General features: G+C 45.2%; 11 protein-coding genes. 4 read left to right on the forward strand and 7 right to left on the reverse strand.

Features of this window, described 5'->3' with window-relative positions; translation table 11 throughout:
• Positions 1-24: 24 nt before the first annotated feature.
• Together QUA33_RS05345 and QUA33_RS05350 are read right to left on the reverse strand one after the other, a co-directional pair.
• Complete coding sequence (locus QUA33_RS05345; RefSeq protein WP_333095400.1) at positions 25-426, reverse strand: GFA family protein; 402 nt, start codon at positions 424-426, stop codon at positions 25-27.
• A gap of 37 nt (positions 427-463) precedes the next feature.
• On the reverse strand, positions 464-907 hold the full coding sequence (locus QUA33_RS05350; RefSeq protein ID WP_006635345.1) for an Rrf2 family transcriptional regulator: 444 nt from the start codon (positions 905-907) through the stop codon (positions 464-466).
• A 265-nt stretch (positions 908-1,172) separates the two neighbouring features.
• Here QUA33_RS05350 and QUA33_RS05355 point away from each other — a divergent pair, with 265 nt between their 5' ends.
• The 3 genes from QUA33_RS05355 to QUA33_RS05365 all read left to right on the forward strand — a co-directional run bounded on the left by QUA33_RS05355 (position 1,173) and on the right by QUA33_RS05365 (position 5,896).
• Positions 1,173-1,562 carry an AbrB family transcriptional regulator gene (locus QUA33_RS05355; protein WP_015179394.1) on the forward strand — a complete coding sequence of 130 codons (390 nt, stop codon included), beginning with the start codon at positions 1,173-1,175 and terminating at the stop codon, positions 1,560-1,562.
• Between the two features lie 108 nt (positions 1,563-1,670).
• Positions 1,671-1,847, forward strand: a complete 177-nt coding sequence (locus QUA33_RS05360) for a hypothetical protein (protein ID WP_333147072.1) — start codon at positions 1,671-1,673, stop codon at positions 1,845-1,847.
• Positions 1,848-2,230: 383 nt separating this feature from the next.
• The gene (locus QUA33_RS05365; RefSeq protein WP_333147074.1) at positions 2,231-5,896 is read left to right on the forward strand and encodes a PAS domain S-box protein; all 3,666 of its coding nucleotides are present in this window, start codon (positions 2,231-2,233) and stop codon (positions 5,894-5,896) included.
• Positions 5,897-6,456: 560 nt separating this feature from the next.
• Here the strand turns inward: QUA33_RS05365 and QUA33_RS05370 are convergent.
• A complete protein-coding gene (locus tag QUA33_RS05370) occupies positions 6,457-7,560 on the reverse strand; it encodes a site-2 protease family protein (protein ID WP_333147076.1) in 1,104 nt (367 codons plus the stop codon).
• Positions 7,561-8,057: 497 nt separating this feature from the next.
• Here QUA33_RS05370 and QUA33_RS05375 point away from each other — a divergent pair, with 497 nt between their 5' ends.
• A complete protein-coding gene (locus tag QUA33_RS05375) occupies positions 8,058-9,131 on the forward strand; it encodes a DUF3616 domain-containing protein (protein ID WP_333147078.1) in 1,074 nt (357 codons plus the stop codon).
• 80 nt (positions 9,132-9,211) lie between these two features.
• Here the strand turns inward: QUA33_RS05375 and QUA33_RS05380 are convergent, their stop codons facing one another.
• The 4 genes from QUA33_RS05380 to QUA33_RS05395 form a co-directional block, all read right to left on the reverse strand.
• Positions 9,212-10,849 carry an AAA family ATPase gene (locus tag QUA33_RS05380; RefSeq protein WP_333147080.1) on the reverse strand — a complete coding sequence of 546 codons (1,638 nt, stop codon included), beginning with the start codon at positions 10,847-10,849 and terminating at the stop codon, positions 9,212-9,214.
• Between the two features lie 190 nt (positions 10,850-11,039).
• Complete coding sequence (locus QUA33_RS05385) at positions 11,040-11,402, reverse strand: DUF2470 domain-containing protein (RefSeq protein ID WP_333095413.1); 363 nt, start codon at positions 11,400-11,402, stop codon at positions 11,040-11,042.
• A gap of 749 nt (positions 11,403-12,151) precedes the next feature.
• Positions 12,152-14,314, reverse strand: a complete 2,163-nt coding sequence (locus QUA33_RS05390) for a flotillin family protein (protein ID WP_333095415.1) — start codon at positions 14,312-14,314, stop codon at positions 12,152-12,154.
• 142 nt (positions 14,315-14,456) lie between these two features.
• Complete coding sequence (locus QUA33_RS05395; RefSeq protein WP_333147170.1) at positions 14,457-15,086, reverse strand: response regulator transcription factor; 630 nt, start codon at positions 15,084-15,086, stop codon at positions 14,457-14,459.
• Positions 15,087-15,168 lie beyond the last annotated feature (82 nt).

Raw genomic sequence — 15,168 nt, forward strand, 5'->3', positions numbered from 1 at the left:
CACTTTAATTTTTTAGCAGCAATTTTAACTGCTGAGATTACTTTCGTCGCGGAGCAAGTGTACGTTCTCCTCCCAATTAACACCGTCAAAGGGTAGAATCTCAAAGTGTTTGATGGCATCGCCGTCAAGACAGCGGACGTTGACATCGAATTGATCGGGATGCGATCGGGGGCGATAGAACGAGTGAATGCCGCAAATTCGGCAGAAAGTATGTTGAGCAGTTCCTGTATTAAATGTATAGGTGGTCAAAACATCTTGGCCACTGAGCAAGGTAAAACGTTCCGGCGGCACAATGAGGTGCAAAAATCCCTTCTTTTTGCAGATAGAGCAGTTGCAATCTGATGCTTCGTGTTTGTCAACGGCGACACGGAAGCGGACAGCTCCGCAGTGACAGCCGCCAAAGTAAGTAACAAGTGTTGCGTCCATGTGTGATTGCTGGCGATCGAATGAATGAACTTACCATTTAAATGATAAAGCTAGTTTCTTCCCCAAGAGCCGCTTGCCAACTGCGGACATCATAGTATAAGTCTTCGAGGGAAATACTGTACAGCGCTTCGGCAAGTTTTTTGTGCAATCGGTTCCACAAACTGAATGTTACCCAGTCCTCTGCTTGCGTCGCATCTGGAAAATGTCGAGGTAAAGGTTCAATAGTTTCACCTACAGCCTCTAAGATTTGTCCTAAAGAGATTTGAGCTGGCTGGCGGGCTAATTGATATCCTCCTTGGGAACCCCGAACAGATTGGACTAAACCGGCTCGTCGCATTTCAATCAGCAATTTTTCTAGATACGGAGCGGGTAACTCCTGTCGCTTCGCTATCGATTTCACCGATGTCGGGCCAAAGCGAGGTTGCAAACTTAGATCCAGTAATGCTTTGACACTGTAGTGTCCGCGTGTGGTTAACTTCATGGGATTTTAAGAGCGGGGCAAATATTCAGCTAGCTGATAGCTGATAGCTTATGCTACCGAGTTTAGAGATTGCTCGCACCGGCTGCAGCTACTCCTCAAGAAAGACTACAGGTTGTTAAAAATATTTAGATAATAGTGGTTAACAATTGAGCCGATCGGTGTAATATGGTTTTACGACCAGCTATAAAGCTAAAGTTTCTTGGTCAAACCAAAAACCAACCGAGAAAAAATCCGTACACCAGTTGAATATTTCAGGACTCAGTAAATGGCTAAAAAGAAAAATATCGAACCCCTTGAAGGCGAAGATCTGATCAAAAAGGTCAAAGACCTAGAGAACCTTACCAAGGAAGAAAAAGCTAGAGCCTGTGGCTACTACACCGTTACTAAGAACGGCGTAGAACGGGTAAACATGATGAAATTCCTGAATGCGCTGATTGATGCAGAAGGCATTCAGCTAGACGGGAAGCAAAACGGCAATGGACGCGGCGGACGCTCTGCCAGCTATCGGATTAGCGTTCAATCTAACGGCAACTTACTGATTGGAGCTGCCTACACCAAACAGATGGAACTCCAGCCGGGAGATGAATTTGAAATCTCTCTGGGACGCAAGCACATTCACCTGCGCCAAATCGATAGAGAAGAAGAAGAATCCTAGGCTTTTACGACTTGCTTTGACTTCTTGCTTGAACTGGTTGGTTTGGCTTCAAGCATTGACTGCAAGCAGAGAATTGGCTCGGAAATCTTTCTGTGAGCCTAAAATAGTATGTCTTCTATAGATGGCAATGGCTGGACAAAAGCCACTGCCACTACTTTATATTTTCCGAGAATACCTATTCTCGCCCCTCGCTATATCCGTGTGGACAAGCGGGGGATTTTCCGCGTACCTGTTAAAGAGAAGTTCTGCCACCAATTGTGTACGGGGTTTAACGGATGTAATTGATGGATGTTCTGCCGCCAATTGTGTACGGGATTTAACGGATGTAATTGATGAACTGAAGAGGTTTGAAGGAAGAATTAGGTTTGGTTGAGCTAGGAAATCCACCAAAGCAAGAAAATGGCTGAGGTATTCTCAGCTAACAGTGCGTCATACCAGTTGAAAAAAAAGAATGCAACTGTAGCCAAGCTCGAAAGCACGAGCTTAATCATTAATTCCCAATTATTTGACCTAAAATTTAAAATCTAAAATTGTATAAGTCTCGTGCTTGCTCCTGATTTGTGTCTGTGTGGGAGGGGTTTTGAGGTCAAGGAAACACCTCGATCGCCCGTAAGTGAAATTACAGGCTGGAACAGTTAAAGTGTTAGGGAGCAATTAGTCATCAGCCTATGCCGTTGCCCCGATTCGCCAGTAAAACTTCTCAACACCAAACAAAAATCTCCCTGCGTCACCTTCTAGTGGCCTCTTTTGTGCTGCAAATCGTCGCAGCAGTCGGGATTGTCGGGTATCTGTCATTTCGCAACGGAGACAAAGCAGTCGAAGAGCTCGCCCAGAATTTGATCGCGGAGACGGGAAAGAGAGTTGAAGAAAAGCTGATTTCTTTTTTTGAACATACCCAGTGGGTAAATCAACTTAACGCTGAAGCCATCGAGCGCGGTGAATTAAATTTACAGTTAGAAAAGCCGCAGCCTCGGGGAGAGAAGTTCCTGTGGCTGCAAATGCGATCGTTTAAAAGCATTCAATGGATATCCTTCGGTGCTGAAAAATCAGGAGAATATCTCGGCATTTGGCGCAACCCCACGGATAACAGCTTGCAAATTGTCGTGGCGAACAAGTCTAGCAAGTCTCAGAACATATACTACGCTACAGATGGCCTAGGAACTCGCACCGCTAAATTAAAGGTAGAACCCGGAGTCTACGATGCCCGCCTCCGGCCCTGGTACAAAGAAGCTGTCGCAGCTAACAAGCCGATTTGGACGAGCATTTATCAAGGTTTTACTCCTGGGACTGTTTTTATTGCTGCCAGCCAACCGATTCGCGATCGAAAGGGTAAATTGCTGGGAGTTAGTGCAGTACACTTTTCGCTCTTGGAACTTCAGCAATATCTCCATCGCATCAAGTTTAGCAAAACCGGACAAATTTTCGCGATCGAACGATCGGGCTTGCTGGTTGCCAGTTCTAGTGAAGAATCACCCTTTAGAAAGATGCCAAGAAAGCAGCAAATGCAGCGGCTGAATGTTTTAGACAGCCAAACTCCTGTCATTCGCACCGCAGCTAAATATTTGTACCAACACTTCGGGGACTTGGACGACATTAAGCAGCCGCAGCAACTCAAATTTAGTCGAGACGGGCAGGAATATTTTGTGGAAGTGCTGCCGTTTTCTGATGTTTACGGTTTGAACTGGCTGATTGCGATCGCAGTTCCCGAATCCGATTTCATGGGGCAAATTAACAAAAATACCCGCACTACAATTTTACTTTGTTTGGTGGCGCTACTGCTATCGACAATTGCTGGAGTGCTGACAGCTAGGTGGGTAACGCTGCCACTGCTGCGGCTCAACGAAGCAGCTAAAGATATTGCCGCCAGAAAGTTCGATCGCGCTGTTAGTGTCAGTAGGCTTGAGGAAGTCGGCGAATTAGCGCAGTCTTTCAACGAGATGGCAGCTCAACTTAAAAAGTCTTTTCAAGCTTTGGCAGAAAGTGAAGAAAAATTTGCCCAACTGGTAGAAAATTTGCCCGTTGGAGTCTCGGCGATCGATCCGCGCGGCGCAGTTATTTTCATGAATTCGGCGGGAGAGCAGATATTGGGCAGGGGAGAAATGCCCGATGCTACCGCACAAGAGCTACCACAAGCTTATCAAATTTATATAACAGGCACTAATCAACTGTACCCTGCCGAGCAAATGCCGTTTGTGCGGGCGTTGAGTGGCTTCGAGGTGATTGCTGAAGATATGGAAATTCGCCGAGACGGGAAAAATATTCGTTTGGAAGTGCGAGCGCTGCCGGTGTTTGACGGTGCGGGGAATATCCTTTATGTTCTTACTGTTTTTAAAGATATTACGGCTCGCAAACACGCAGAGCAAATATTGGCTGACTACAACCGTACCCTCGAGATTGAAGTAGTCGATCGCACGATCGAGCTAGCCTCGATCAATGCCCGCTTGCAGCTCGAAATTGAGGAGCGCAAGCAAGCTGAAAAAATTATCCGTCAAGAGCGAGACTTTAACTTAAAGATTATCGAAAATTCTCCGATTTTTTTTGTGGCGATCGACTCTGAGGGTAAAATCCTGCTGGCGAATAACAGTATGCTGGAAGCTGTGGGCTATACTGCCACAGAAGTTGCAGGTAAAGATTACTTAGCTACATTTGTACCCCCAAGCGATCGAGCCGGATTACATTCGATTTTTACGGGCGTAACAGCGCGGGAGCAAACGGTTAACGAACATCGCATTCTCACTTCGGACGATCGAACTTTGTTAGTCGAGTGGTACGGCACACCGGTACTCGACGAAGGTGGCAGCCTGGATTTCTTGTTTGGATTTGGGATTGATATTGGCGATCGCAAACAAGCACAATTAGCCTTGCAAAAAAGCGAAGCTCTGTTTCACAAATTAGCCAACACTGTTCCCGGAGAGCTTTACATATTCGTGCAGCATCCCGACGGCTCAGTCAAGATGGAATATATCAGCCCTCTGTGCCGAGAAATTCAAGAATTAGAGCCGGAGGAAATCCAGAACAACTCTGCTTTACTCTACGAACAAATGCACCCGGACGATCGCTCCAGTTACTTCGAGGCACTTGTCAAAAGTGCCACCGATCTAGAACCATTTTCCCACGAGTGGCGGATTGTGACAGCATCGGGAAAACTCAAATGGCTGCAAGGTTATTCTAGACCCGAATTGCGCGAGAATGGAGATATTGTCTGGCACGGCATAATCATTGATACGAGCGATCGCAAACAAGCAGAACAAGAACTCCAACAAGCTAAAGAAGCCGCAGAAGCTGCCAACAAAACTAAAAGCCTTTTTCTCGCCAACATGAGCCACGAATTGCGAACCCCCCTCAACGCCATTCTCGGCTTCGCTCAATTAATGGAACCAAGCGCTAATTTAACTTGGCCGGAAAAAGAAAATATCAAAATTATTCGCCGCAGCGGAGAGCACCTGCTTCAAGTGATCAATCAAGTCTTAGACTTATCTAAAATTGAAGCTGGGCGCATGAAACTCAACGCCAAACTTTTTGACTTGTACCGCTTGCTGGAGGACGTGCAAAATATGTTTCAGATTCCGGCGACAAATAAAGGATTGCAATTAATTATTGACTGCTCTCCCGATGTTCCCCAATACGTGCAAAGTGATGATGTCAAGTTGCGACAAGTGCTGATTAATCTCTTAGATAATGCAATTAAATTTACCCAATCTGGTTCTGTTTCAATCACAGTATGGCAAAATGAATCAGGAATAATTAACCCTACAAAAAACGATTGTTTAAATACTGCGGAACATCAAGAAATAGTTTTTATTTGCTTTGAAATAGACGATACAGGAGTTGGGATTTCCCCGGAAAAGTTAGAAAGTATATTTGAATTATTGGTGCAAACTTCATCAGAAAAGAAAGTTCAAACAGGTACGGGTTTAGGATTAAACATCAGCCGCGAGTTCATAAGATTAATGGGCGGCGACATTACTGTAGAGAGCGAATTGGGACAGGGGACAGTCTTCACGTTTGACATTCAAGTTGTTACCGCAGCGGGTGCTGGTGAAGTCATCAATAAATATGTTGAAGTCAATGATTTACCGCAAAGTTCAAGTATGGTACAAGAAAAAATATCTGATAGTGCTGCAATATTTACGCTGGACTCCAAGCCGAAAGTTCCTCCAGAATGGACGAGCAATCTAAAACAGGCAGTCCGTGAGGCAGACTTCGACTTGATTGCCAGAACGATTGAGGAAATCGGCAGCGATAATGACGTTTTTGCGGAAGTTTTGATGAATCATCTATATAATTTTGATTATCAAAAAATTATAGATTTGATTAATGAAATTGAGCGGTAGGGTGTGCCCAAGATTAACTGATACAGCCTTTCTCAGTAACAGTACGGTACGGTTGAGAATGGTCAGGTAATCAGTAGACAAGAGTGCCTAAATTTTGGATTAATAGACAAACCGCAGATTAAGGCAGATGAACAAATATTAACACTGATAATTTCAATATCGGCAGGGTATTTGGAATAGATATGGAATTGCTCACCCGCGTACCTCACGAAAGTTGAGAAAGACTATATAATAATTATCATTCTTGATGGGAGCTTAATAATTTAGTCAGTATTTAGTCAGTCCTAGACGCAACTGGCACCTTAAAAATCTTTAACTATTGTGACAGTTGCGTCCAGGACTATTTGTGTTTGAATGTGACTTTTTTGAAGCTATTGTTAACCCCCCCGATCGCCCTTTTGGTAAGGGGAAATCGAGGGGGTTAACTGTTATACGATTGTCGATTGTCGATTTTCGATTGAAGAATGGGGAATGACTGAGAACTACCAGAGTTTGAAGCACGGGGCTACAGTTGCATTTTTTTGGGGAAACTGGTGTTATTGGTCAAGTATCTGAGAAGATCAAGCAGGGTTTGCTTCGGCTCGTCTTTGTAGTAGGCGGGCAATTTCAGCTTTTTCTACAAGTCCGACGAGGACACCATTTTCGCGAATGACGGGGAGTTCTTGTACTTTAAGTTGTTCCAAAAGGGTGACGACTTCGAGGAGGGATAATTCTGGTTTGACTGTTGTGGAAAATTCGATCGGCTTCAGGAGTTCTTTGACTAAAACTTGGGGCCAAGTTCCGGTAGGAATGGTTTTGAGGTCGTCTAAGTCGATCGCACCTACCAATTGTCCGGCATCATCTGTTGCAAGGAACCTGCGCCAGGTATGAGCGGTACCGATCACGTAGTTGTTGGCAAATTCTCTGAGGGACAAGTCTTGGGAGACGATCGGACTTTCGGGGGTCACAGCATCTGCGGCTGTCAGGCCTGCCAGTTGATTTTGGACTGTGGCATATTGGGCAGATTGACCGGCATTTTGCAGTAAGAACCAACCGATTACTAGATTCCAAATATTGCCGAAGATGCCTGTAGCAATGGCAATCCAACCTATTATCTGACCGACGCGGCTAGCAAAAATTACACCTTTGTAAGGGTTGCCGGTAATTTTCCAGACGATCGCTTTGAGGATGTTGCCGCCGTCGAGGGGCAAACCGGGAATTAAGTTAAATAACGCTAGAACTAAGTTGATGGAAGCTAAAAGTCCGACGATGGCGGCTGCGGGGCCTGTGAGACCAGCACCGATGCCGATCGCTGTTAACAAACCGGATAACAATAAGCTGACCAACGGGCCGGCAATGGCTACCCAAAATGCTTCTGCGGGGGTTTTAGATTCTCTTTCTAAATTAGCCAGTCCGCCAAACAGAAATAGCGAAATCGATTTCACGCCAATTCCCTGTTTTATGGCTACCCAACTGTGTCCTAATTCGTGGGCCAAGACGGAAGCAAATAACAGTAACGCTGTCAATAATCCCAGCATCCAGGGCGCTACGGGGCCCAATGTGGGAAACAGGGCAGCTAATGCGCCGCCGTACTGCCAGGTTACTAAACCCAGAACTAAAAACCAAGATGCGTTGACAAAGAAGGGAATCCCAAACAGGTTGCCGACGCGAAATGTACCGTTCATAATGGCTACCTCTGATTTTACGAATGAGAGGTTTTTCTCTCTGTCTCCTTATCGTAACGAAAGGTAACGGCGATGTTAATGCTTCAATTAGGGTGTTATCCGTCTGTGGAGGTTCGGTTTGCGGAATAATTACCGCCGACTGCTGTTTGACCCGCTAGGGGTTAAAAATCCTTATCTCAAAACGGAAGTTCTTGCTATGAGGCTTGAGGAGGATATCTGTTTTAGTTTTCTGTCGGTTTTAACTCAAATCTTGCACCTCTGTGATGAACAGGCAAGGTGCCTGTTACACAAAAATTAAATTTTCTTGTGGGCCGTTGCTCCTAGCCGGCCCATAAAAGCTTTATTGAGAATGGTGCAACATTTCTGTTTTAACTGAATGCAAGCTTTGAGACGGAGAAGGAATTCCCGGCGGACTATTACACCTGTGACAAGATCTCAGTTTCAAGCAGGTTTAACTATAATGACTTACCCTAAGAATAGTTTCGATCCTAATAATTATGCCAGAATCCTTTTTGCTCGGTCGGCTGCTGCTGCAATTTAACAGCGAAGCGGCGGATATTATTACAGACTTATCCGCTGTTGTTTTAACTCCCGACGGCAATTTGTGGTTGGGTTCAGATGAAACGACTTCGATCGAGCGTTTGTCGCCTGTCGCGCCTCATATTTTTGGAGAACATCAAAGATTTGCGATCGCAGATTTTCTCGAACTTTCGGGAGAATGCGAAATCGATATCGAAGGAATTGATTTCTGCAGCGATTATCTTTGGGTGGTCGGTTCTCACAGCACAAAACGCAAAAAAGCTAAAGGCAAAAACCCCGAAAAAGACATTGAAAGATTAGCACAAATCGAGACAGAAGTCAACCGCTATTTGCTGGCGCGCCTTCCTATGAAAGACGGAATGTTGTGCGAGTCAATTTCCCATTCAGACAATCAAAGAGAACAGAAAGTTGGATGCCTTCAGCGGACAGAAACGGGCAATTTGCTGACAGATTCGCTCAAAGATGACAGCCACCTCGGTCTATATTTATCTGTGCCGATTCCGAGTAAAGAAAATGGCTTTGATATTGAAGGGTTAGCGGTGCGGGGCGATCGTATTTTCCTCGGTTTGCGGGGGCCGGTGCTGCGGGGTTGGGCAATAATTTTAGAGATAGAAGTTGAAGAGGCAGAACCGGGAGTTTTAAGGCTTAAGGCGATTGGGGAAGGAGAGAAATTTTACAAGAAACATTTTGTTGATTTGAACGGTCTGGGCGTGAGAGAATTGTGCTGGAATGGGGAAGATTTGATTGTTTTAGCCGGGCCGACGATGACGTTATCTGGAGAGATGAGGGTGTGTCGGTTAAAGGGAATTTTAGGGCGATCGGGCGACAGTATTACTGGACAAGATGGGGGAGATTTGGAGGTATTGTTTGACTTGCCTTTTAAGGTGGGGGCGGACAATGCTGAGGGGTTGTCGCTGTTTTCGTATTTGGGTGGGCAGAATTCGCTGTTAGTGGTTTACGATTCGCCGGATGCGGGGAGAATGGTTGAGGGAAATTCTATTTATGCGGATATTTTTAGGTTGGGTTTGTAGTGAGGAAATGAGTCCGAGCAAGTTTTGGTGAATCAGGAATAAGGACTAAAGTCCTGACTACAAACAGATGCAAAATTAAGTTAATTGTCGATCGCATCCCTCCGCCGCTGGCTGTAGCGTTTCAATTCATCAATTAAGTGAGTATCGTTAGAAGCTGTTCTCGCGCCCGCTTCCGCCGCCCAGCGCTTCAAATCTTCAATTTGCGATCGCGCGATCGCAGCTAGAGGTACAGTATCCTCGATCGACCTCAAAATATCCTCCGTCATCAAATCCCGGCGCTGTCCGTTTACAAACGTTCCAAACGCCCGATACAATCCATCTATTACAACTTGCTCGATTTCTGCACCGCTAAAATTCTCAGCGCGTTTCGCCAAAACAGCCAAATCAAACTCGCGCAATCTAGTAGGCCGCAGTCGCTGCAAATGCACTTTAAAAATATCTTGCCGTTCCGATTCTGAGGGCAAATTTAAAAAGAAAATTTCATCAAACCTGCCTTTTCTCAGCAACTCTGCCGGCAAAATCCTGACGTTATTTGCAGTTGCGACAATAAATACCGGACTGGTTTTTTCCTGCATCCAAGTTATCAAACTGCCGAATACCCGCCGCGAAGTTCCCGAATCGCCGTCGCTACCGCTGATAATGTTGCCGAAGGCTTTATCTATTTCATCTATCCACAAAACGCAAGGTGCGATCGCCTCTGCTAATTGTATCATTTGCCTGACGCGGCTTTCGCTTTCCCCGACCACGCCGCCAAACAATCTCCCAGTATCCAACCGCAACAGCGGCAAACGCCATTCTGAGGCTATTGTTTTCGCAGATAAAGATTTGCCCGTTCCTTGAATTCCTACTAACAAAACGCCTTTCGGATTGGGTATTCCGTAGCGACGCGCTTCGTCAGTAAAAGCATCTTGCCGCATTTTTACCCACTGTTTCAAATTTTCCAAGCCGCCCACACTTTTTAGGGATTCTCTGGAGTTGAAAAACTCCAAAATTCCCGTTTGGCGAATTGCTTGCTGTTTTTCCTCCAAAACTCCGTCAATATCTGACTCGTTAATTTGCTGTTTTGCAGCCAAAGCTTTAGCTAAAACCCGCTCGATTCTAGCGCGGCTCAAACCCTGACAAGCTTTAACCAACTGTTCTCTTGCTAACCCGCTAACTTGCAACTGTTGTGGCTTTTCCACAACGTGGGAAATTAAACTGTCGATTTCTTGGACGTTGGGCAAAGGAAAATCAATTACTGTTACTTCTTCTTTCAATTCCTCCGGCAATTCCAGCGTGTGAGAAGTAAGAACTATAGTTTTTTTGCTGCGCTTCAATTCTCGCGTTAAATTCCGCAATTCTCGCACTACCGCCGCGCTTTTTTCGCTGTAGGGATATTTCAAAATTGGGTGCAAATCCCGCAGTACAAATATGGTATATTCTTCAACAGCAGTTTTGCTGACGCGATCGAGCGCCGCCATTACCGAACCTTTCCCAGAACCGTTATCCTCCCAGCCGCGCACAAGATCCCAGAACAACACCCGGCGCGCGGGAGTTACTTGCAGTGCTACTTGGGCAATTACGGCTTCGACCGGTTCCTCCTCCGCGCTGACAATGTACAGCAGCGAATAGCGGGCGCGAATCATCAAATCTAGTCGCTTTACCAGTGGGTCGAAATGGTTATTTTTACTGCCATTGACAGCCTCTAATTCTTTGGATTTGGGGTAAGTATCGGTCATTTTATTTGGTATTTTAGAGTAAAATTAAACTTTATTAATTTTTTTTGCAGTATGTATGTATTTTAGTCTTTTAAATAAAATTAACACAACTAAAGGTTTTCCATAAGGACTTGAGTCCTTAACAACTATTGAACCAGACTAAAGTCCGTACTGCAAATGTTAAAACTATAACAGAATAGTACGCAATTGACTACTTAGCAACTTTTCGAGCTTGTTTAACCATTTCAATGAGAGTGTGGTGAGCATCTTCGGCGTCTTTTAAAGTGCGATCAAAATTTACTCTAACAGGCACTGTTTCGTCGTTGACTTTAGCGCTTAAATCCATACCGTTGGCATCAATAGCGAGCATTTGAGCTTCCGTTGCCTGCGGTTGGTCGCCAAATGCTTGAGCATATAGCACGACAGCACTCGCGTGGTCTTCGTTCATGTGAGTGCAGATGCGATCGCTAATCTCAGTGGAAAACGGTTCTGACATGGGAGATTCCTCAGATGCAATATCGATCGATTGTACTGCGATCGGTACAAAGTTTTCAACCGCGATGAATTGCCTCAAGATTTATCCGTGACAACTAACTAAATTATATCCGCGTTAATCGGCGTTCATCTGCGGTAAAAAATCCAATCATTCAACTACAATGATAAAATATTACTTTCTCAATAGAGGGTACTCACATGAACAACTCTAGCGCTTATATCGAACTACTCAAAACATTTCCTCCCCGACGCATAACTGCTGAGTAGGAATTAATTGTAACTCAAAAAGCGATCGATTCTCTGTGGGACAAAGGCGAACTGACTTCAGACGAACGCGACTATCTAAACGTACTTAGAACTCTAGTTTATGAATGCGAGCATACTTGAGAACCCATACCTGACATTTATGGAATAGAACTGTTAAAAGCTTTGATATAAGAATTTAGCCTTAGACAAAAAGACCTAGTTTCTATTTTAAAAACCGAGTCTATTGTCTCAGATATCCTTCATGAAAAGCGTCAACTTACAACAGAACATATACAAAAGATTGCAGGCTTTTTCAGTGTCTCGTCGGCTGTTTTCTTTCCACTGCATCCAACACCTAATAACTCGCAATGAATAAAAATGGCGTCTACACAAACATAAAATTTACGGCGGATAGAATTCGCGTCCGCACAAACAAAGTCCGCCTTCGCGGACTGAAATAAAAAAGACTAAATTCCGTGTAAGGTGCGCAATGCGAACCCTACAAATCTGGTGTAGTAGAAGGTGCGCATTGCGCACCCTACGAATGATCAAATACGAATCATTTAACTTGCCAAAAACTACCTAACTAAAAGATCGATCGTCAAAAGGCAATTCATCAAACTGCGAATCAATCTCAGCCTCAGAATTCGCAACAGGGGAATTAGCGCGAGATGCCGGCGGCTTTGCTGAATGCACCTTTGCTACTGGTAACTTTGTCGCAGATTCCGATTTCTGTAGGTTAACTACCGGCAACTCCCCGCCATTTTCTCCATTTTTGCCCGTTTGATTCCACAACATCATTCCCAGCAAACCATCAACCAAACCGCCACCGCTACCGTTGCCTGTTACCGCAACATCCGGCACAACTCGCACTTTGCGATCGCCGATAATTTGCATTAACTGCAAAGCCGTATAACCCGAACCTCCCAAAGCAACAACACCCGCGCGATAAGCTTCAGCTTGAGCATTTCCTTTCACCCGAATCGACTCAGCTTCGCCTTGAGCTTGTTTAACCTGAGAATTCGCTTTCAACTCAGAAATTTTCACGCCTTGTTCGGATTTGACCATCTCTTGTTGAATCTCAGCCAGCGCCGTTTCCCGCACCAATTGTTGCCGCTGAGTTTGTGCTAATTGCTGCACCTCATAAGTCTTGCACTGTTCCTCAGCAATTTTGCGATCTGTTTGAGTTTGCATCAACTCTGCTGGCGGCAAAATATCCCCGATTAAAGTATCAATTGCCTGCACGTCGTAGGTACGCAAAGCTGCTTTGATATACTCGGCGGCTTCGGCTTGCCTGCCGCTTCTTGCCGAGAGAAAATCTAATACAGAATAAGCTTGAGCAGAATTGCGGAAATAATTCCCAATTGTCGGCTGCAAAACGTGGTCTACTAAATTCTGCATCGAACCGACGCGGGAGATGACTTTCGGAGCATCCAAAGCGCCGACGTGAATAATTTGAGCTACTTCTAAATCAAAGGCAAAACCGTCTTGAGAACGCACTGTTAAAGACGAAAGTTTAGAATCGTAACTGTGCCTTTCTGTTTTGCCCGACCAATTCAATACTATATTAGTAGTCGGCACTAACTCTACTTTCAAAATGCGAGTGTTCAGCGGATGTTTCCCCGGATAAAGAGGAGTCACCCACACGCCTTTATTGCCGACATTTACTAAATTTCCGTGAGTGAAAGCAGCGCCACTCACATCTTCTGAGGTTTTGCCTACATAAGAAATAACCGCGCCGACATAGCCGATCGGGATTTCCGTCATCGGCACTTGTTCCACCCCGACAAACCAAGGATTTAAGTTCCAAGAACCTGAAAGCAAAACCTGTTCCTGCAAGCCGCGCCGCCCGCCGCCACTGATAAATTTCTGGGCGTTTTGGAAGTTGTCGTGATTCGGAATAATCGGTCCTGCAATTTCTCCATCTTGGATCGGAACGCCGTCATAAGTTGTCACGACTCCCACTTTATCGGGAGCAATTTTGTACAGTTTCAACTGTTCCGCTGTCATCCCGTGTTTGGGAGCATTAGCTGCTGTAATTACCGTAAATAATGCCGTATTTATCCGATAGCTACCGCCCGTCAGAAGGCCGAGTTGGCGACCTTTTTCTCCACCGCTTTTAAGAAATTTGCGAGCATCTTGAAAATTGTCGCATTCTGTGATTTTGCCTAGGATGCGCTGCGGCGGAATCGACTCGCCGGCGGCGGCGATAATTAAAGCAATTTCACCTTGGGGAACCACAGTTAGAGACTCTTTGCGAACGTTGTACTGCAAAGGCCAATAACCCCAGTGCCAACCGGGGGGCAAAGTATCAGCTTGATATCCAGCTTCTCCGTTTAAGGCAATTAAATCTCCGGGGGGTAAAGACTTGCCGCCGAAGCTAAACTTTTTACTGACAATTCCGACTTCACGATCGCCAATTACCACCAATCCGCCAAAAAATAGCGGCAGCACCAGAATAATTATCATACCGCCGATCGCGATCGGGATAAATCCACCCGGACCGAGCTGCATTGTCTGCACGGGAACAGTGGTGCGTAACTGCCCTAACTGCAAGCTAGAATCTGATTTTGCGACTAACTGAGTCGAGGTTTGATTTGCGGGGGGGATATTGCTAGCCGCTAATACTGGCGAGGGTTTCAAACTGGTTATTGCACTGAGGGCTAAAGACGCCGAAACAGCCGCTGCAAACTGTTTTAAAACGCGGACTTTGACTTGAGATTTGGACAAAAATGAATAAAGCATTTTTTTGATCGGGGCTAATTTGTCCTAGGAGTTCCAGCTTAGCCTTACTAAAAAGTTTTTACATAAAACTTAAGGTCTTATTTATCATTATTTGCGGTCATAATAGTCATATTTATCAGTAACAAAAATACCCCTCATTAAACTACAGGCTGACAATACCCCGTTTTAATGCGGAAATCGCGGCCTGCGTGCGATCGCTAACTCCCATCTTGCTCAAAATATTGTTGATGTGAAACTTGACGGTGCTTTCGCTGATGTGCAGAACTTCACTAATCTCGTTGTTGCTTTTACCAGCGACTATGAGGCGGATGACTTCTAATTCGCGATCGCTCAATTCAGGCCCACTCAGGCGATCGGCTAACTTAACACCCACTGCCAGCGGAATGTACTTTTTACCCTCAAAAACAGCCCGAATTGCTGCTAAAAGCTCCTCTGGTTCCGCATCCTTCAGCAGATAGCCCTTAGCACCAGCTTGCAATCCGCGATAGATGTTTTCATCGCCGTCATAAGTCGTCAGCACCACAATCCGGGCGCTGGGAAACTCCGCACAAATCGCAGCAATGGCGGCGACTCCATCCATCACCGGCATCCGCCAATCCATCAGCGTTACATCGGGCTGATGTTGGCGGAACATTGTCACAGCTTCTTCGCCGTTGCTTGCTTGCGCCACAACTTTAACATCTGATTCCTGCTCCAGCAGCGCCACTAAACCTTGCCGCACAATATAATGATCGTCGGCAATTAAAACGCGAATAATATTTGATTGGTTAATCATGTTTACCCTGTAAATTTTATCAAAAAAAACGAAAATATCACTACAAACTTACTATGTATGGTACGAAATGTGCACCTTA

Source organism: Microcoleus sp. Pol14D4 (assembly GCF_036701245.1).
Taxonomy (GTDB): Bacteria; Cyanobacteriota; Cyanobacteriia; order Cyanobacteriales; family Microcoleaceae; genus Microcoleus.

What these genes read in the sequence shown, in the direction of transcription:
- QUA33_RS05355 (WP_015179394.1), top strand. Translation starts at nt 1,173, where the DNA reads ATGGCTAAAAAGAAAAATATCGAACCCCTTGAAGGCGAAGATCTGATC.
- QUA33_RS05345 (WP_333095400.1), bottom strand. Translation starts at nt 426, where the DNA reads ATGGACGCAACACTTGTTACTTACTTTGGCGGCTGTCACTGCGGAGCT.
- QUA33_RS05350 (WP_006635345.1), bottom strand. Translation starts at nt 907, where the DNA reads ATGAAGTTAACCACACGCGGACACTACAGTGTCAAAGCATTACTGGAT.
- QUA33_RS05380 (WP_333147080.1), bottom strand. Translation starts at nt 10,849, where the DNA reads ATGACCGATACTTACCCCAAATCCAAAGAATTAGAGGCTGTCAATGGC.
- QUA33_RS05370 (WP_333147076.1), bottom strand. Translation starts at nt 7,560, where the DNA reads ATGAACGGTACATTTCGCGTCGGCAACCTGTTTGGGATTCCCTTCTTT.
- QUA33_RS05365 (WP_333147074.1), top strand. Translation starts at nt 2,231, where the DNA reads ATGCCGTTGCCCCGATTCGCCAGTAAAACTTCTCAACACCAAACAAAA.
- QUA33_RS05390 (WP_333095415.1), bottom strand. Translation starts at nt 14,314, where the DNA reads ATGCTTTATTCATTTTTGTCCAAATCTCAAGTCAAAGTCCGCGTTTTA.
- QUA33_RS05360 (WP_333147072.1), top strand. Translation starts at nt 1,671, where the DNA reads ATGTCTTCTATAGATGGCAATGGCTGGACAAAAGCCACTGCCACTACT.
- QUA33_RS05375 (WP_333147078.1), top strand. Translation starts at nt 8,058, where the DNA reads ATGCCAGAATCCTTTTTGCTCGGTCGGCTGCTGCTGCAATTTAACAGC.